Source organism: Pseudomonas sp. NPDC086566, assembly GCF_050280885.1.
Lineage (GTDB): Bacteria > Pseudomonadota > Gammaproteobacteria > Pseudomonadales > Pseudomonadaceae > Aquipseudomonas > Aquipseudomonas vlassakiae.
This window is the reverse complement of sequence record NZ_JBNNWD010000005.1, coordinates 1-18,135: the sequence shown is the minus strand read 5'-3', so window position 1 is coordinate 18,135 and position 18,135 is coordinate 1. Positions and strand designations below refer to the sequence as shown.

The following is an 18,135-nucleotide window of genomic DNA, read 5'->3' as shown; positions in this document are numbered from 1 at the left end:
TCAGAGACCTCGCCATCGGCCTTCAGAGCGGTGGGTAGCCGTCCGCTCGTTACTGCCGGGAATTGGCCGCAGTCTGTTGAGCCTGCTCCACGGTGTCCTGCGGCAGCTTGTCGAACTCATGCAACCCATCCTTGCGGTACGGGTCGCCAATCCAGCGCGGCATTGGCGTGAACTGCGTGCTCACCAGGCTCTTGGCCGGCTCGTACCGGTCGTAGCTCAACCCTGCCAGGTCCGACAGTGTATGAATCAGGTGCGAGCTGCTGTAGGCACGGTTGGCCATCGACTCCAGATCACGCGGGTGCTCGGCCTGCCAGCTCGGTGATGTCCACAGCAGGAACGGCACGGTGTACATCGGCCGGGTCGGCGCGCCTTCGTTGCGGCCCAGGCGGTCGTGGTTGCCGGAGCTGTAGACGTCTTCGCCGTGGTCGGACAGGTACAGCAAGAAGCCGTTGGGCGTGGTCGCCGAATACTGCCTGATCAGGCTCGACACTACGAAATCGTTATAGCGCACGGCATTGTCGTAGAAGTTGTAGGTTTCCACCTGGTCATCGGTCAGTGCAGCCGGCGCACCTTTGCGATCGGTGAAGTGCTGGTAGGCATCCGGGTACCGGTAGCGGTAATCCATGTGCGTACCCAGCAGGTGGACGATGATGAACTTCTTCGGCGCCGGGTCTTTCAGGGCCTTGTCGAACGGAGGCAGCACCACTTCATCGTACTGGCTGGCGTTCTGGTTGCGCTGGTTGTTCAGGTAGACCTGCTCGTCCGTCTGTTGCGAGAACGTGGTAAGCATGGTGTTGCGCTTGGTCATGGTCTGCTGGTTGGTGATCCAGAAGGTCTTGTAGCCTGCCTGTTTCATCAGGTTGATCAGCGACGGGTCGGTGAGGAAGCGATCGGGATGCTCCTCGTCACCAAAGGTGAGGATCTGCTGCATCACCTCGATGGTGTAAGGGCGCGGGGTCACCACGTTGCGGAATACGGTCAGGCTCTTGTCGGCGGCCAGCGCATCCAGGTTGGGGGTGGTGTCGCGGTTGTAGCCGTACAGGTGCATGTGCTCGCGGGTAGTCGACTCGCCGAGTACCAGCACCAAGGTGCGCGGGGCGTCGCCGCTGCCGTCCTGGAGGTTCTGCAGGGGCGGCAGGGCGGCGTTCTGGGCCAGCAGTTTTTGCATGTTGTTGAGCTGCTGCAGGTACTGACGGTAACCGACCACCAGCTGCCAGGGCACGGCTGGCTCCATGCGTTGCTGCACTTTCTCCACGGCGTCGGCGAAGTTGCGCTCCTGGGTGACCATCTGCTTGTAGAACGGCAGCACCAGGTTGGCGACCAGCAACAGCACCACTACCGGGATTCGGCTGCGCAGGCGCAGGGTGACCGGGCGAACGCGGGTCCACAGCAGCACGGCGCCTGCGGTGTAGGCCAGCAGGCCGAGCATCAGGCCAATGCTGAAGTACTGGCTGAAGTATTCGCCCGCTTCGGCGGTGTTCGACTCGAACATCACGAAGATGACGCTTTGCGAGAATTCCTGGTGGTAGATGCCGAAGTAGCTCAGGCCCACCAGCGAGGCGGCCCACAGCACCACGCCGATGACGGCGGCGAGGGTGCGGGTGAGGCGTGGCAGCAGCAGGACCGGGACGAACCACAGGGTGCTGAGGAACAGCGCATCGCGGAAACCGGCAAAACCGGTGGTGCCGCTGAACAGCAGCAACGCCTGGGTGACGCCGGAGAAGTACCAGAAGAACAGCAGGAGCCAGCCCAGGCCGGCCCAGTCCACGCGCTTGGGCGCGGATGGGGATGCGGTGTTTGCCACGTGTGCCTCGTAACCATGGCGACAGCCAGAAAAAGGTGGCTGCCGGAAAGGCAGAGACGCTAGAGGGCGGATCGTGAAAATTACGTTAACTAAATATGCAAAAAGTCTTAACAAACTATTTCGGATGGGGTTTGGGTGGGTGGTTCCTACAAATGTAGAAACAGATTTTTCCTCTAGCTTGTAGGACGCGTCTGAATCAGTCTTTGGGGCATTGCGGTGGGAAATTGAGCTCCCTAGGCTGGCGGTGCCGTTGCAAATTCAACGGCCAGGTCTGCAAGCCTGTGGGTTCACTAGGATTGCCGCCATCAGCTGATCGCATTTCGCGTCTGGCTGCGTTTTATGGTGGCTACGTACGGGTGATCTTCGGATCAGCCGGGGTTTCTAGTTGACCTGGTCTTGCAGGCCTGTACGTAGCCGCCACCCAATCATCTGCAAGTGAGCAGGTGGCGATTTCTTCAGTTCAACTAGAGATTTTCGCCATGCTCAAAATGGTACCTGACCCACCCTTCGTCCCCGACGCATCCCACTACCTCGAAGACACCCTGGTCGAGGCCACCGAATACCTGCTCTGCGGCCTGGCCGTGGCCCAGCAGGCCGTCACCACGCTGCCCAAGTCACCCGCCACCGTCATGACGCTATCGATGATTCATGAAATGGAGGCCGTGCGCACGTTGCTGGAGTCGGCGATTGCGCAGGTGCAGTTGAAGCGGCCTCGGCAGGCGCACACGCTGCACTGAGGCGCTGCTTCATTCGGCTGATGGCTCGGACAGATGGGTTGCCTGGTCAATCGCATTCGCGGGCAAGCCCGCTCCCACAGGTCTCATACAAGGCTGAAGGATGGTGAGGTCTTGTGGGAGCGGGCTTGCCCGCGAAGAGGCCATCAGCCTCAACAAACAAAGAGGATTGAGAATGGACATTTGGGCGGTGGTGCTGTGGCCGCCCGACTTCAATAGCGTCAGTGTTGGCCCTGGTGGTGAAACCCGTTAAGGTGTCGCCCCCAGCAAGGAACGCCGCGACCCAAGGGAGTAATTGATGTCGCTTTTCAATCGGGCCAGCTCGCCTTTCGGCCTGCGCAAAGGCAGTACCTTCACGCCTGCCCCCACGCTCGCGCCGTTGCTCGACGGTTACTCTGAGCTTCAGCTCCCCGGCCCGGAAACGGTGTGGGCCTGCGGCGAGGTCGATCTTGGCCAGTCCGTACGCCTGTTGCGTTACTACATGGACAACGAAGATTACTGGCTGCAAGTGCTGATGCGTGGCAGCCAGCCGGGCGATATCGTGTTGTTCGGCTACCACAGCGCCATTGCCGTGCGCGACGAGGCGCACCGGCAGGACTTGGTCGGCTACCTGTCCAAAGTCGGCCTGCCGATCTACACACATGATGGCTGCCTCTACTCGCGCCAATGGGGCCAGGCCCAAGGGCAGGCTGAACTGGTCCGGTTCCATGAGCAGGTGGTCAGCCCGCAAGCGCGCTATGGCGTCCAGCACCTGTCGATGCTTTATGCCCGCGACACGGGCCTGCTTGACCGTCGCGAATTCCTGCTGTTTTCCCTCGAAGAAGATGAGCACGGCGCGTTCACCTTCACCACCTCGCTGGGTGTCACCCTGTTCCCCACGGACTTCAACGTAACCTGACAAGGATTCACCATGCTCGACGCGCTTCGCCTGTCACTCAATGCTTCGGCGGTGACCGGTTTCATCCTCTATATCAGTGTGGCGCTGCTGCTGTTCTGGCTGTTCCAGTTCATCTACACGCGCATTACGCCCCACCGCGAGTTTTCGCTGATCCGCGAAAACAATCCGGCGGCGGCCATCGCCTTGGGTGGCTCGTTAATCGGTTTCTCGCTGCCGGCCAGCAACATCATCGCCTACAGCGTGAGCATTCTCGATTTCGTCGCTTGGGTGGTGATCGCGGCAGTGGTGCAGTTGCTCGCCTTCGGCCTCACCAGCCTGGTGCTTCGCGATCTGTCCAGGCGCATCGTCAAGGGCGAACTGGCTGCGGCCATTTACGCGGCCAGTGTGGCAATCAGCGTGGGCTTCCTCAACTCGGCCTGCATGACGCCGGCGGCCTGACGTGCAAGGAGCCCCCATGAAGCCCCCTATTCGACGCAGCTCCGTCAAGCTGGTGCTGGCCGGTTCGCTACCACTGGCGCTGACCGCTTGCGGCCCGCAGGAAGAGCTGTACACGGTCACCCAGCAAACTAATTACGACAGCGTTGCCGCCTGCGTCGCCGACAAGGTGCCGGAACCCGCCTGCAACGATGCCTTCAAACGGGCGCTGGCGGATTACCAGCGCAATGCACCGACATTTTTCACCCAGGCGGAGTGCGAGGCGCAGTTCACCCCGGGCGGTTGCCAGATCACCGCTGGTGGTCGCTACATGCCACGTATGAGTGGCTTCGAGCTGCAGACCAGCGCTGAGGTGACGCAGTCTCAGCTCGACGCGGGTTATGCCCAGGGCGGTGGCTATGGCCATGTGGCCACCGCCGCGGTGGCCGGCATGCTGCTTGGGCAAATGGGCAACAGCGCCGGCCGCCACTACAACGCGCAACCGTTGTATGCCTATCGCGACGGTGCAGGCCAGCGGCACGGTTTGCTTGGCCAGCGCTACGGTGCCACGGGTGGTATTCAGCGGGTGAAGCAGGACGAAGAGAGCAGCAGCTCTTCGAGTGGCGGAGGGGGTGGTGGCGGCTACGGCGGCTCAAGCCGCAACGAGTCGCGTTCGGCGACTTCAGCCTCGGTCACGCGTGGTGGCTTTGGTAGCCAGGCCACTGCGCGCAGTGGTTGGGGCGGCAGATCCGGCAGTTTCTTCGGGGGGTAGACATGCACAAGGTCGAACTGGCGGAGCGTCCCGACTGGCGCACGACAGCCCTGCGCGAGGGCTTTGCCTTCCACACGATCGACGGTGAGCGTTACTGGGACGAACGTGGGTACTACCAGTTCAGCGAGGCCCAGGTGATGCATGACCTGCACGCTCCGACGGCAGAGCTGCACGCGATGTGCCTGGACGCGGTAGGGCGCATCGTCGAAAGCGAAGCGCTGATGACGCGCCTGGCAATCCCGCCAGCCTTCTTCGACCTGGTACGCCGCTCATGGCTGGAGGGGCAGGCGCACCTCTACGGGCGCTTCGACTTCAGTTACGACGGCAAAGGCCCGGCGAAGTTGATCGAGGCCAATTACGACACGCCCACCTCGCTGTACGAAGCTGCAGCGTTTCAGTTGATCTGGCTGGAGGAGCAGATTCAGCGGGGTGTTCTGCCCGCCGAGGCGAGCCAGTTCAATACCCTGGCCGAAGACCTGGTCCAGGCATTTGCAGCGATGCCTGGGCATGCGGATTTTTACTTTTCCACCATCTCCGGATCGCTGGAGGACCGTGGTACCACCGACTTCCTGCGCAAGATGGCTGAGCATGCCGGCATCCGTACCCGGCATATCGACCTGGAAGACATCGGCCTGGACGGCGAAGGCCGCTTCGTCGACCTGCAGGGGCGGGCGATTGCACGGCTGTTCAAGCTGCATGCCTGGGAGCACATGTTCCACGAGGACTTCGGCCAGGCGATTGCCGGGTGCGACACACAGTTCGTCGAACCTCCCTGGAAGGCGTTGATTTCCAACAAAGGCATTCTGCCGTTGCTCTGGGAGTGGCATGAAGGCCATCCGAACCTGTTGCCGGCCTTTGTCGACGACAGCCCGCAGTCACCAGTGCCCAAGGGCTGGGTACGTAAGCCTTATTTCTCGCGGGAAGGGGCCAACGTGGATATCCGCACCGCCGAGGGGGAACGGGTTTTCGAGGACGGGCCATACGATGATGCGCCCTACATCCTGCAGGGGTTTGCGCCGCTGCCCAGGTTTGGCGACAGCTATACCCTGATCGGCTCCTGGGTGGTTGGGGGCAGGGCTTCGGGGATTGGCATCCGCGAGGATGATTCGTTGATTACCAAGGACAGTTCGCGATTCCTGCCCCATGTGGTGATCGGCTGAGGAAACCGGCAACACCTGCAAGAATCCCGAGGTCGGTTTCAGGACGCGCCTGGTCGCTCGCACGCAACCTGACGGCGCCACAACTGCCATGCTTGTGGGATGCCCATGGGCCCAGTGCGCGCAGACGCACGGCCATCGGCAAGGAGGCCTCCGCGCCCACGCCACCGTGACGTGGCCGGTGTGCCGCAGCAGAACACGCCGGATACCTGCCCTTCACAACAATTCAGGCAGGGTCCGTGATGCCGAGGTCCGCTGTATGCCTGATGAACTGCTTCACCTGCCGGTTATCCAGAACATCCTGACCCGCGAGAAGGACGCTCCCGGCGCGCTGTTGCCGATCCTTCACGCCATCCAGGACGCTGTCGGTTTCATCCCCGAAGCTGCTGTTCCTGCAATCGCCCATGCCCTTAACCTCAGCCTCGCCGAGGTGCGCGGGGTGATCAGCTTCTATCACGACTTCCGCACCTCACCGCCTGCCCGTCACACCCTGCGCCTGTGCCGCGCCGAATCGTGCCAGAGCCGAGGCAGCGAAACCCTGGCTGCGCAACTGCGTGAACAGCTGGCGCTGGATGACCATGGCACCAGCGCCGACGGTGCCATCAGCCTGCGCCCGGTGTACTGCCTGGGCGCTTGCGCCTGTTCGCCGGCGCTGGAGCTGGATGGCCAGGTGCATGCACGGCTTACCCCTGAGCGCCTGCGGGCGTTGGTGGACGGTTGCCTGGAGGGTGAAACATGCTGAAGGTGTTCATTCCCTGTGACTCGGTCGCCCGCGCAGTGGGTGCCGATCAGGTCGCCGATGCAATCCAGGCCGAGGCCGCGCGTCGCCAGTTGCCCGTCGATATTCAACGCACCAGTTCGCGTGGCCTGTATTGGCTGGAGCCGCTGCTGGAGTGCGAAAGCAGCGAAGGGCGCCAGGGCTTCGGCCCGGTCAGCCCGGCAGACGTGCCGTCGCTGCTTGACGCCCTGGCGGGTGTACCCGGCGGCCATTCGCTGGCGCTGGGCCCGGTCGAAGCAATCCCTTACCTGAAAACCCAGCAACGCCTGCTGTTCGCCCGCGCGGGCATCACCCGCCCGTTGTCGCTGGACGACTACCGTGCCCACGGCGGTTTCAAGGGCCTGGAAACGGCGGTGGCGATGGACGGCGCCGCCGTGGTCGCTACCGTGCTCGACTCCGGCCTGCGCGGCCGTGGCGGCGCGGCGTTCCCGGCCGGCATCAAGTGGCGCACCGTGCGCGAGGCCAGTGCAGCGCAGAAGTACGTGGTCTGTAACGCCGATGAAGGCGATTCCGGCACCTTCGCTGACCGCATGCTGATGGAGGGCGACCCGTTCCTGCTGATCGAAGGCATGATCATCGCCGGTCTCGCCGTCGGGGCCGACAAAGGCTACCTCTATGTGCGCTCGGAATACCCCGACGCCATTCGTGTGCTCAACCAGGCCTTTGCCATTGCCCGCGACGCCGGCTACCTTGGCGGCGACGTGGCCGGCAGCGGCCAGGCGTTCGACCTGGAAGTACGGGTGGGGGCCGGTGCCTATATCTGCGGTGAGGAAACCGCGCTGCTCGAATCCATCGAAGGCAGGCGCGGCATCGTCCGCGCCAAGCCGCCGCTACCCGCGCTCGAAGGCCTGTTCGGCCTGCCGACCCTGGTGCACAACGTGCTTACCCTGGCCTCGGTGCCGACCATCCTGGCCGAGGGCGCGGCGTTCTACCGCGATTTCGGCATGGGCCGCTCGCTGGGCACCATGCCGTTCCAGCTGGCTGGCAACATCCGCCACGGTGGCCTGGTGGAGCGCGCTTTCGGCCTGACCCTGCGCGAACTGGTGGAAGGCTACGGCGGCGGCACTGCCAGCGGTCGGCCGCTCAAGGCTGCCCAGGTCGGCGGCCCGCTCGGCGCCTGGGTACCGCCCAGCCACTTCGATACGCCGCTGGACTACGAGGCCTTCGCCGCCATGGGCGCGATGCTCGGCCATGGTGGCGTGGTGGTGGCCGACGATACCCTGAACATGGCCAGCATGGCGCGCTTCGCCCTGCAGTTCTGCGCCGAGGAATCGTGCGGCAAATGCACCCCGTGCCGGATCGGCTCGACCCGTGGCATGGAGGTGGTCGACCGGCTGATTGCAAGCAGCGACCTTACCGAGCGCCATGACCAGGCGCTGCTGCTGCGCGACCTGTGCGACACCATGCAATACGGCTCGCTGTGCGCCATGGGCGGCATGACCGCCTATCCGGTGGCCAGCGCCCTCAAGTACTTCCCCGCCGATTTCGGGCTGACCACCACGGAGGCCGCACAGTGATCAACTATTTCGATCCAGAGACCGACCTGGGCACGCCGGCCCGCGACAGCGACGTGCAGGTCAGCCTGAACATCGATGGCCGCAGCATCAGCGTGCCGGCCGGCACTTCGGTGATGCGCGCCGCCGCCATGCTCGGCACCAGCATCCCCAAGCTCTGCGCTACCGACAGCCTCGAAGCCTTCGGCTCGTGCCGCATGTGCATGGTGGAAATCGACGGCATGCGTGGCTACCCGGCCTCGTGCACCACGCCGGTCAGCGAAGGCATGGTCGTGCGCACGCAAACCCCGCGGCTGGCCGACCTGCGCCGCAACGTGATGGAGTTGTACATCTCCGACCACCCACTGGACTGCCTGACCTGCTCGGCCAACGGCAACTGCGAACTGCAGACCGTTGCCGGCCAGGTCGGCCTGCGCGAAGTGCGCTACGGCTATGACGGCGCCAACCACCTGGCCGAGAAGAAGGACACCTCCAACCCGTATTTCGACTATGAACCCAGCAAGTGCATCGTCTGCAGCCGCTGCGTGCGTGCCTGCGAAGACATCCAGGGCACCTTCGCCCTGACCATCACCGGGCGCGGTTTCGAGTCGCGGGTAGCGGCAGCCGGTGGCGACAACTTCCTGGCCTCCGAATGCGTGTCGTGTGGCGCCTGCGTGCAGGTCTGCCCGACCGCGACCCTTACCGAGAAGAGCCTGGTCCAGCTTGGCCAGCCCGAGCGTGCGGTGATCACCACCTGCGCCTATTGTGGCGTTGGCTGCTCGTTCCGCGCCGAGATGAAGGGCGACCAGCTGGTGCGTATGGTCCCGGACAAGAACGGCGGCGCCAACCACGGCCACGCCTGCGTCAAGGGCCGCTTCGCCTGGGGCTATGCCACCCACCCCGACCGCATCACCAAGCCGATGATCCGCAAGCGCCTGGAAGACCCGTGGCAGGAAGTCAGCTGGGACGAGGCGGTCACCTACGCCGCCAGCGAGTTCCGCCGCATCCAGCTCAAGTACGGGCGCGATTCCATCGGCGGCATCACTTCCAGCCGCTGCACCAACGAAGAAGCCTACCTGGTGCAAAAGCTGGTGCGCACGGCGTTCGGCAACAACAACGTCGATACCTGCGCCCGGGTTTGCCATTCGCCGACCGGCTATGGCCTGAAGCAGACCCTGGGTGAGTCGGCCGGTACCCAGAGCTTCGATTCGGTGATGCAGGCTGATGTAATCCTGGTGATCGGCGCCAACCCCACCGACGCCCACCCGGTGTTCGGCTCGCAGCTCAAGCGCCGGCTACGCCAAGGCGCACGGCTGATCGTCATCGACCCACGGCGGATCGACCTGGTCGACTCGCCCCACGCCCGTGCCGAACTGCACCTGCAGCTGCGCCCCGGTACCAACGTGGCCATGCTCAATGCCCTGGCCCACGTGATCGTCAGCGAGGGCCTGCTGGCCCAGGCGTTCATCGACGCCCGCTGTGAAACCGAGGACTTTGCCCGCTGGCGTGACTTCGTCAGCCTGCCGGAAAATGCCCCGGAAGCCCTGGGGCCGGTATGCGGCGTGCCCGCCGAGCAGATCCGCCGGGCCGCCCGGTTGTACGCCACCGGTGGCAACGCGGCGATCTACTACGGCCTCGGGGTGACCGAACACAGCCAGGGCAGCACCGCAGTCATGGGCATCGCCAACCTGGCCATGGCCACCGGTAACATCGGCCGCGAAGGGGTAGGGGTGAACCCGCTGCGCGGGCAGAACAACGTGCAGGGCTCTTGCGACATGGGGTCGTTCCCCCACGAGCTGCCTGGCTACCGGCATATCTCCAACGAGGGGGTGCGGGCCGAGTTCGAGCAGGCGTGGGGCGTGACCTTGCAACCCGATCCGGGCCTGCGTATTCCCAACATGTTCGAAGCGGCGCTCGATGGCAGTTTCAAGGCGCTGTACTGCCAGGGCGAGGACATTGCCCAGAGCGACCCCAACACCCAGCATGTCACCGCCGCCCTGCGCGCCATGGAATGCGTGGTGGTGCAGGACATCTTCCTCAACGAGACGGCCAAGTTCGCCCATGTGTTCCTGCCCGGCAGCTCGTTCCTCGAGAAGGACGGCACCTTCACCAACGCCGAGCGGCGCATCTCGCGGGTGCGCAAGGTCATGGAACCGCTCGCCGGCAAGGCCGACTGGGAGGCTACCGTGGCCCTGGCCAATGCCCTGGGTTACCCGATGGACTACCGCCACCCGTCCGAGATCATGGACGAGATCGCCCGCCTGACCCCGAGCTTCCACCGCGTCAGCTATGCCGAGATCGACCGCCATGGCAGCCTGCAATGGCCGTGCAACGACGCCGCCCCGGACGGCACCCCGACCATGCACATCGACCAGTTCGTGCGCGGCAAGGGGCGCTTCATGCTTACCGGTTATGTGCCCACCGACGAGAGGGTCAACAGCCGTTACCCGCTGCTGCTGACCACCGGGCGCATCCTCAGCCAGTACAACGTCGGCGCCCAGACCCGGCGCACCAGCAACACCGCGTGGCACGATGCCGACCGGCTGGAGATCCACCCCGACGACGCTGAAAGCCGTGGCATTCAGGACGGCGACTGGGTCGGCATCGGCAGCCGTGCGGGGCAGACCGTGCTGCGTGCCAAGGTCAGCACGCGGGTAGCCCCGGGGGTGGTGTACACCACCTTCCATTTCCCCGAGTCCGGAGCCAACGTGATTACCACCGACAACTCCGACTGGGCCACCAATTGCCCGGAATACAAGGTCACCGCGGTGGAGGTGGTGAAGGTGTTCCACCCGTCGCAATGGCAGAAGCGCTACCAGGACTTCAGTGACGAACAGCAGCGTCTGCTCAAGGAGCGCCGCACACAGGAAAAAGCCGAGGTGCGCCGATGAGCAGTGACAACCTGGTCAAGATGGCCAACCAGATCGCCCACTATTTCGACAGCGAACCAAACCGGGCGCAGGCGGTGCAGGGCGTGAGGCAGCATCTGCACAGCTTCTGGACGCCGGCGATGCGCCGGCAGCTGGGGGAGTGGATTGCCGAGCATGGGCAGGAAGGGCTGGATGCCAAGGTGGTGGAGGCCTTGGCCTAGCGCTTGCCTGTTCCGGCCTCTTCGCGGGCGAGCCCGCGAAGAGGCCGGAACAGAAAAAATGAAATGTCCGTCATTTATGCAAGACGAATCCCGCCGCAATGCTACGCTCGCGGAAACCCTCGTCACGGATATCTTCTATGGACATGAACTGGCACCAGGCCCTGCAAGAGAGCCTGAGCTGGCTTGCAATCGCCTCGTTCATCACCCTCATCGGCTTCACCGCTGCTGCTTTCCTGGCCGTGCGCTACACGCGCTGGGGCAGCCAGTTCTGGCAGCTGGCGGGGCCCTACTTCACCTTCCGGCGCAGCTGGCGCCCGCTGCTGGTGTTCGGCCTGCTGCTGGTGCTGACGCTGTTCTCGGTGCGCCTGAACGTGCTGTTCTCGTTCTGGTACAACGGCTTCTACAGCGCCCTGCAGGCCCTCGACCAGACGGCCTTCTGGTACCTGCTGGGGGTGTTCGCGGTGCTGGCCACCATCCATGTGCTGCGTTCGCTGTTCACCTTCTACGTAACCCAGGCGTTCAGCATTCAGTGGCGGGTGTGGCTGACCGAGCGCTTGACTGGCGACTGGATGAAAGGCGATGCCTATTACCGCGGCCGTTTCCTCGCCGAGCCGGTGGACAACCCCGACCAGCGTATCGAACTGGACGTCAGCGCGTTCGTCACCCATTCGGTCTCGCTGGCCCTGGGCGCGGTCAGCGCGCTGGTTTCGCTGGTGGCCTTCACTGGCATCCTTTGGGGCCTGTCGGCGCCGCTGACGGTGGCGGGCTACGAGATACCCCGGGCGATGGTGTTTGCGGTGTATATCTATGTGCTGATCGCCACCTGGATTGCCTTCCGCCTCGGCCGGCCGTTGATCCGCCTGAATTTCCTCAATGAAAAACTCACGGCGAACTTCCGTTATGCGCTGATGCGTCTGCGCGAGAACGCCGAGAACATTGCCTTCTACCAGGGCGCTGCGGTCGAACGGGCAACCTTGCTCGGGCGCTTCGGCGCACTGATCGTCAACGTCTGGGCGCTGGTGTTCCGGAACCTGAAGTTCAGCGGTTTCAACCTCGGCGTCAGCCAGGTGGCGGTGGTGTTCCCGTTCATCCTCCAGGCGCCACGCTTTTTCAGCGGGGCGATCAAGCTCGGTGACGTGATGCAGACCTCCCAGGCGTTCGGCCAGGTGCAGGATTCGCTGTCATTCTTCCGTGAGTCCTACGACACCTTTGCCCAGTACCGCGCCACCCTCGACCGTTTGACCGGCTTCCTCAATGCCAACGACCAAGCCAGTGCGCTGCCACGGGTGTTGACCGAAGACCAGCCACGCGCCCTGGATATCGTTGGCCTGCAGGTGCTGCGCCCGGACGGGCACGCGCTGATTGCCGACCTCGACCTGCGCCTGCAGGGCGGCCAGGCATTGCTGATCAAAGGGCCGTCGGGCAGTGGCAAGACCACTCTGCTGCGCGCCCTGGCCGGCCTGTGGCCGTATGCCGAGGGCGAAGTCCGGCGGCCGTTGGGGACCCAGGCGTTGTTCCTGTCGCAGCGGCCTTACCTGCCGCTGGGCGACCTGCGCACCGCCATTGCCTACCCGGCCGACAGCCAGCCGGAGGATGAAGCGCGCATGCAGCAGGCCCTGCGCGAGGTCAACCTGGCGCACCTGGCCGAGCGGCTGGCGGTGAGTTGCGACTGGTCGAACATTCTCTCGGTCGGTGAGCAGCAACGCCTGGCGTTTGCCCGGGTGCTGTTCAACCGGCCGCAGGTGGTGTTCCTCGACGAGTCCACCTCGGCGATGGACGAAGGGCTGGAGCATGCGATGTATGCGTTGCTGCGCAAGGAGATGCCCGAGACCTTGCTGGTGAGCGTGGGGCACCGCAGTACGTTGGCTGACTTCCATACCCATCGGCTGGAAGTGGATGGGCAAGGCGGCTGGTCGCTGCGCCAGCAGGAGGTTCTGGCTTAACCAGTGCCGGCCTCTTCGCGGGTTTACCCGCGAAGAGGGCATCACAGGCAACAAAAACTTCAGGGCTGATGCTCGGCATCCAGCATCACGATCAGCTCAGCCCCTTCATTGCGCACATTCCCCACCTCCTTGCCCACCGCAAACCACTCGAACGCCTCCACCGGCAGGCACTGCTCCCGCGCCAGGCGCTCGGCCTCCCCGGCAGGTACCTCGGGATCAATCCAGGCCCGCGCATGCTCCGGGCTCAGCACCAGGGGCCGGCGGTCGTGGATATCGACCATCCCCGCATCGCTGGCGGCGGTGATGATCACGAAGCCATCGCCTTCGTTAGGCTCGTGCCCGGCACGCACCTCGGCAAGCGCCGCCATGAACATCGGGGCCTGGTTCTTCAGGCGAATGAAATAGGGTTGTTTACGCTTGGGGTCATGCGGGTCAGCCACCCACTCGTACCAGCCGTCAGCCATCACCAAAGCCCGCCCTTGCGGCCACAGGGCCTTGAAGAACTTGCCGGAGGTCACCGTCTCGACCCGCGCGTTGATCGGTGCCGGCCGCTTGCCCGTGGCCCAGAACGGCGCCCAACCCCAATGACAGGGGTCGATGCGCAGGCCATCGGTGGCATGATGCAGGATCAGCACGCGGCTGCCGGGGGCGACGTTGTAGCGGCCGATCGGCACGTTGTCGTACCCGCTGATCACGTCCTGTTCGGCGTCCAGCTCACGCAGGTAGTCGGCCAGGCCCTGGTACTGGGCGAAGCGTCCACACATGGCATCTACCCCCACTTGTCGAAATATCCTACGGCGAAATTGACCGGATACCTGCTACGGCGTTTACTGTATATGCATACAGCTAAACATAAAGGCCGTCGCATGACTTTCATCCTGGGTCCCATCACCGGCGGCAGTGTTGCCGTGCCGCGCTATCTGTTCCGTGTCCCGGCGGGCTTTCCGTCACCTGCTGCCGACCACATGGAGCAGCCCATTTCGCTGGATGAGCTGCTCAACCTGCGCGCACCGCACATCTATCTGGTCAGGATAGACGGCGACAGCATGCAAGGTGCCGGCATCTTTGATGGCGACCTGGTGCTCGTCGACCGTTCGATCGAGGCGCGCCATGGCCATATCGTGATTGCTGCGGTCAACGGCGAGCCGCTGTGCAAGCGGCTGCAGCATGTCGCCGGGCAAGTGCTGCTGCGCTCGGAAAACCCGCGCTATGCGCCACGCTACATCATGGAGGGTGACGACTTCATGATCTGGGGCGTGGTGACCTTCAGTGTGCGCAGCCATGACCCGGCTTAGCGCAGCAGTATCACTCCGACGAGGGTGGCGCCGGCAAAGCCCGCCCCGACCAGGAAGGTTGCCTGGAACCCGGCGCCATCCCACAGCAGCCCGGCCACCACACTGGCGCCCAGCAGTGCAACCCCGGTCAGCAGGTTGAACAGGCCGAACGCGGTGCCGCGCAGGCTGGCCGGCGCACGGTCGGCGATCAGCGCGGCGAAGATGCCCTGGGTGAACCCCAGGTGCAGCCCCCAGGCGGCGACCCCGAGCGCCAGCCCGGCCCAGCCTGGCAACAGGGCCAGCAACAGGTCAGCGGCAATCAACAGGCCCAGCCCTGTCATCAGCACGCCACGGCGGCCGACGCGGTCTGACAGCGCGCCGGCCGGGTAGGCCGACAGCGAATAGGCCAGGGCCATGAGCACCAGCACCGCAGGTGCCCACAACGGCGCCAGGCCCATATCCTGAGCGCGCAGCAGCAGGAAAGCCTCGCTGAAACGGGCCAGGGTGAACAGCATGGCCAGGCCGGTCAGGCGCCAGTAGGCCGGGCCCAGGCGCGCCAGTTCATGCCATGCCAGCGGCGAGCGCACCGGCCGTGCGCCGGGCGCCGTCCCGGGCTCACGGACGAAGGCGACGAGAATGTACACGGCGACGAACGCCGGGATCACCGCTACCCAGAACACCGTCTGGAAATGGCTCGCCGTCAGCCACATCAGCCCGATCGCCAGCAACGGGCCGAGAAAAGCCCCCACGGTGTCCAGCGTCTGGCGCAGGCCGAATGCCGCGCCACGCAGTTCGGCCGGCGTCACGTCGGCGACCAGCGCATCGCGCGGGGCGCCGCGGATGCCCTTGCCGATGCGGTCGACGAAGCGCGCCGCGGTCAGCCACTCCAGGCCGGAGGCCAGCGGGAACACCGGCTTTGTCAGCGCGCCCAGGCCATAGCCCAGCACGGTCAGCAGCTTACGCTTGCCGAGGCGGTCGCTGAGTGCGCCGGAAAACACCTTGGTGATCGACGCGGTGGCCTCGGCGATACCCTCGATGAAGCCAACGGCGATCACTGACGTACCGAGCACGGTGACCATGTACAGCGGTAGCAGGGCGTGGATCATTTCCGAGGAGATGTCCATGAACATCGACACGAAGCCCAGCGCCCAGACGCTGCGAGGGATCTTCGGCAGGGCCTTGGCGGTGCTGCCTTGTTCGGACTTTTCGGCACTGTGCATCGGGAGCCTCGATGGGGTTGTCACAGTTCGAAACTGTAGGACTGCGTGCGCAGGATGCAAATCGGATGAGTGGCTGGAGGCATGGGCGTCGCGTTGTGATTGACTGTATATAAATACAGTATTGTTGATGCTTACCAATGAAGCCCACCCCTGTTTTTGCCCTGATCGATTGCAACAGTTTCTACGCCAGCTGCGAGCGGGTGTTTCGCCCGGACCTGCAGCGTACGCCCATCGTCGTGCTCAGCAACAACGACGGCTGCGTCGTCGCTCGCAGCGCCGAGGCCAAACCTTTGGTGAAAATGGGCCAACCGTACTTCCAGGTGAAGGACCTGTTGCGTCGGCATGGTGTGGTGGCGTTTTCCTCCAACTATGCGCTGTACGGGGACATGAGCCAGCGGGTGATGACGGTCATCGAGGGCATGGTCCCGGCGCTGGAGGTGTACTCCATCGACGAAGCCTTCGCTGACCTGTCCGGTATGCCCGGCGATCTGGACCGCCTCGGCCGTGACATCCGCGCCAGGGTGTTCAAGCACACCGGCATCCCGGTGGGGGTCGGTATCGCCGGCACCAAGACCCTGGCCAAGCTGGCCAACCACGCGGCCAAGCGCTGGTCGGTGCACAGCGGCTGGGTGGTCGATCTGCGTGATCCGGTAAAGCGCGAGTGGGTGTTGAAAAAGTGCGATGTGTCGGAAGTCTGGGGCATCGGCAAACGGCTTACGGCACACCTGCAAGCGATGGGCATCCGCACTGCCTGGGACCTGTCCCGCGCCAACCCCGGCCTGCTGCGCAAGACCTTCAGCGTGGTGGTGGAAAAGACCGCCCGCGAACTGGCCGGCACGCCTTGCCTGCAACTGGAGGAGGTCGACCCGCCACGCCAGGAAATCTGCTGCAGCCGCATGTTCGGCCAGCGCCTGACCGACCTTGCGCCACTCAAGGAAGCCGTGGCCACCTACGTGATGCGTGCGGCGGAAAAATTGCGCAAGCAGCGCTCGTTGGCGCAGCGGATGCGGGTGAGTATCCGCACTGGCATGTTCAACCCCGATGAACCGCGCTACGCCAACGGCGTGGTGGTGCAGCTGCCGTACCCGACCGATGACGAGCGGTTGCTGACACGCATGGCGCTGGAAGCGGTGGAGCGGGTGTATCGCGAGGGGTTTCGCTACAGCAAGGCCGAGGTGTTGCTGATGGAGTTGTGCCAGCGCGGGGAGGTGACCGCTGACCTGTTTACGCCGACGCAGAGCGTGAAGGCCGAGCGGGTGATGCAGGTGATCGATGGCGTCAACGGGCGTTGGGGGAGGGGGACGCTGCGCAGTGCGGCGGTGCCGGCAGCACCGCAGTGGGCGATGCGGCGGGAGTTGATGAGTGGAGGGTATACCACTATGTATGAGCAGCTTTGGACCATTCCGGCACGGTGCTAGCTATCTCAATGATGAAGTGACTCGAGACTGGAGATGGAGAAGACGCAATGGTCTGTGCCTTCGCAGCGCTGAATGCCGCCTTCGAAACCAATGCGCTGGCATTGGAAAAGGCGAAAGAGCCGATGCGCAGCTTGCTGATTGCAACGGAGAACTCGCTGGAAAAGGGCCTGGCGTTGGCTGAGGCTGTGCTCCAAGGTCTGGAACAGGGATAGGTGATTGTTGATAGGGCCGCAGACGCGGCCCGTTCTGGTGTTGTAGGGGTTGGTGAGGCGAGGGGCGCAAGCCAATTAGGGTGTCTGAAGAACCTCGCGAAACACATCCGGGCGAGAAGCCGCAATGTGCAGAAGAGACCGGGCCGCCCCAGATGGCATGCGCCGACCTTGCTCCCATTCTTGAAGCGTACGCACCGAGACGCCCAGTAGCTCCGCAAATTTGATCTGGGAGAGTCCAGTTCTGCTCCGGGCTTCCGCTGCTTCGGTCACTTCTACTTGATGCACAGCGCCATAGCGACCAGCCTTCACATCGCGGATGGATTCCAGCAGTTCTTCACCGATGTTGCGAGTAGCATCCCGAAGCATCAGTTCTTTTTCAGTCAGGGGCATGATCAAGCTCCTTCGCAATCTTGCGCAGCACGTGCGCGGGTATGTTCTCGGTGGCGCTCTTGCAATAGATCAGCAGAGCAACCAGAGCGCCATTGGCCAGCTGAGCGGTGTAGATGACACGGACGGCGCCTCGCTTGCTTTTGCCGTCCAGGCTCCAGCGTACCTTGCGGCATCCGCCTGAGCCGGGAATCACTGCACCTGCGTCAGGGTCGTTGGCCAGATAGGACATGAATGCCCCGTGCTCATCCTCTGTCCAATAGCTGGGCCATTGCCTGGTGAATAGTGGCGCTTCAATGATCGTCAGCATACTGCATACCTACGTCTTTGACGTAGGTATTTGCTTTGCCTACCTGAGATCAAGAAGCGGGAGGTTGTATCGAGGGGTTGCCAAGAGGGTGGTTTGGTTCGATATCGCCGGGGGGGGGGCAGCCGCCCCCCGCGCTATAAAAATAAAAAAACCCCAACAACACCCCCCCACGGGCCAACACCGCCCCCCACCCACCGACAAAACCCCCCCAAGATATAGTAAGAACCCCC

At 63.9% G+C, this 18,135-nt stretch carries 18 protein-coding genes; 13 read left to right on the top strand and 5 right to left on the bottom strand.

From position 1 onward, the window contains the following. Nucleotides 1-49: 49 nt before the first annotated feature. Nucleotides 50-1,804, bottom strand: a complete 1,755-nt coding sequence (locus tag ACQKPS_RS12510; RefSeq protein WP_427604291.1) for a phosphoethanolamine transferase CptA — start codon at nt 1,802-1,804, stop codon at nt 50-52. 479 nt (nt 1,805-2,283) lie between these two features. On the opposite strand from ACQKPS_RS12510, the gene ACQKPS_RS12505 reads away from it, so the two are divergent. The 10 genes from ACQKPS_RS12505 to ACQKPS_RS12460 all read left to right on the top strand — a co-directional run bounded on the left by ACQKPS_RS12505 (nt 2,284) and on the right by ACQKPS_RS12460 (nt 13,084). Beyond that, nucleotides 2,284-2,541 carry a hypothetical protein gene (locus ACQKPS_RS12505; protein ID WP_254480711.1) on the top strand — a complete coding sequence of 86 codons (258 nt, stop codon included), beginning with the start codon at nt 2,284-2,286 and terminating at the stop codon, nt 2,539-2,541. 295 nt (nt 2,542-2,836) lie between these two features. After that, complete coding sequence (locus ACQKPS_RS12500) at nt 2,837-3,436, top strand: DUF2491 family protein (protein WP_254480710.1); 600 nt, start codon at nt 2,837-2,839, stop codon at nt 3,434-3,436. A gap of 12 nt (nt 3,437-3,448) precedes the next feature. Next, the gene (locus tag ACQKPS_RS12495; protein ID WP_027919591.1) at nt 3,449-3,874 is read left to right on the top strand and encodes a DUF350 domain-containing protein; all 426 of its coding nucleotides are present in this window, start codon (nt 3,449-3,451) and stop codon (nt 3,872-3,874) included. A gap of 16 nt (nt 3,875-3,890) precedes the next feature. Next, the gene (locus tag ACQKPS_RS12490) at nt 3,891-4,622 is read left to right on the top strand and encodes a DUF1190 domain-containing protein (protein ID WP_427604288.1); all 732 of its coding nucleotides are present in this window, start codon (nt 3,891-3,893) and stop codon (nt 4,620-4,622) included. Between the two features lie 2 nt (nt 4,623-4,624). Next, on the top strand, nt 4,625-5,782 hold the full coding sequence (locus ACQKPS_RS12485) for a glutathionylspermidine synthase family protein (protein ID WP_254480708.1): 1,158 nt from the start codon (nt 4,625-4,627) through the stop codon (nt 5,780-5,782). 256 nt (nt 5,783-6,038) lie between these two features. Continuing rightward, nucleotides 6,039-6,521 carry a formate dehydrogenase subunit gamma gene (locus ACQKPS_RS12480; RefSeq protein WP_254480707.1) on the top strand — a complete coding sequence of 161 codons (483 nt, stop codon included), beginning with the start codon at nt 6,039-6,041 and terminating at the stop codon, nt 6,519-6,521. Then, entirely contained in the window at nt 6,515-8,074 is a 1,560-nt protein-coding gene (locus tag ACQKPS_RS12475) for a formate dehydrogenase beta subunit (RefSeq protein ID WP_254480706.1), read from the top strand. The genes ACQKPS_RS12480 and ACQKPS_RS12475 overlap by 7 nt, the downstream gene beginning before the upstream one ends. Next, a complete protein-coding gene (gene fdhF, locus ACQKPS_RS12470) occupies nt 8,071-10,941 on the top strand; it encodes a formate dehydrogenase subunit alpha (RefSeq protein WP_427604285.1) in 2,871 nt (956 codons plus the stop codon). The genes ACQKPS_RS12475 and fdhF overlap by 4 nt, the downstream gene beginning before the upstream one ends. Next, nucleotides 10,938-11,141: a formate dehydrogenase subunit delta gene (locus ACQKPS_RS12465; protein ID WP_054883529.1), complete on the top strand. Its 204-nt coding sequence runs from the start codon at nt 10,938-10,940 to the stop codon at nt 11,139-11,141. Before fdhF ends, ACQKPS_RS12465 begins: the two co-directional genes overlap by 4 nt. A 137-nt stretch (nt 11,142-11,278) precedes the next feature. Beyond that, on the top strand, nt 11,279-13,084 hold the full coding sequence (locus ACQKPS_RS12460) for an ABC transporter ATP-binding protein/permease (RefSeq protein ID WP_427604283.1): 1,806 nt from the start codon (nt 11,279-11,281) through the stop codon (nt 13,082-13,084). A 59-nt stretch (nt 13,085-13,143) separates the two neighbouring features. Here the strand turns inward: ACQKPS_RS12460 and ACQKPS_RS12455 are convergent, their stop codons facing one another. Further along, nucleotides 13,144-13,848, bottom strand: a complete 705-nt coding sequence (locus tag ACQKPS_RS12455; protein ID WP_427604282.1) for an SOS response-associated peptidase family protein — start codon at nt 13,846-13,848, stop codon at nt 13,144-13,146. A gap of 102 nt (nt 13,849-13,950) precedes the next feature. Between ACQKPS_RS12455 and ACQKPS_RS12450 the strand changes: the two genes are divergently transcribed. Continuing rightward, nucleotides 13,951-14,379: a LexA family protein gene (locus tag ACQKPS_RS12450; protein ID WP_254480702.1), complete on the top strand. Its 429-nt coding sequence runs from the start codon at nt 13,951-13,953 to the stop codon at nt 14,377-14,379. On the opposite strand, the gene ACQKPS_RS12445 is transcribed toward ACQKPS_RS12450, so the two are convergent. After that, the gene (locus ACQKPS_RS12445; RefSeq protein WP_427604280.1) at nt 14,376-15,578 is read right to left on the bottom strand and encodes an MFS transporter; all 1,203 of its coding nucleotides are present in this window, start codon (nt 15,576-15,578) and stop codon (nt 14,376-14,378) included. The two genes, ACQKPS_RS12450 and ACQKPS_RS12445, sit on opposite strands and share 4 nt — an antisense overlap. 137 nt (nt 15,579-15,715) lie before the next feature. Here ACQKPS_RS12445 and ACQKPS_RS12440 point away from each other — a divergent pair, with 137 nt between their 5' ends. Next, a complete protein-coding gene (locus tag ACQKPS_RS12440; RefSeq protein WP_427604278.1) occupies nt 15,716-16,996 on the top strand; it encodes a Y-family DNA polymerase in 1,281 nt (426 codons plus the stop codon). A gap of 47 nt (nt 16,997-17,043) precedes the next feature. Beyond that, a complete protein-coding gene (locus ACQKPS_RS12435) occupies nt 17,044-17,208 on the top strand; it encodes a hypothetical protein (RefSeq protein ID WP_427604276.1) in 165 nt (54 codons plus the stop codon). A 75-nt stretch (nt 17,209-17,283) separates the two neighbouring features. On the opposite strand, the gene ACQKPS_RS12430 is transcribed toward ACQKPS_RS12435, so the two are convergent. Continuing rightward, entirely contained in the window at nt 17,284-17,598 is a 315-nt protein-coding gene (locus ACQKPS_RS12430) for a helix-turn-helix domain-containing protein (RefSeq protein ID WP_427604274.1), read from the bottom strand. Next, on the bottom strand, nt 17,585-17,905 hold the full coding sequence (locus ACQKPS_RS12425; protein ID WP_427604272.1) for a transcriptional regulator: 321 nt from the start codon (nt 17,903-17,905) through the stop codon (nt 17,585-17,587). Before ACQKPS_RS12425 ends, ACQKPS_RS12430 begins: the two co-directional genes overlap by 14 nt. Between the last annotated feature and the right edge of the window lie 230 nt (nt 17,906-18,135).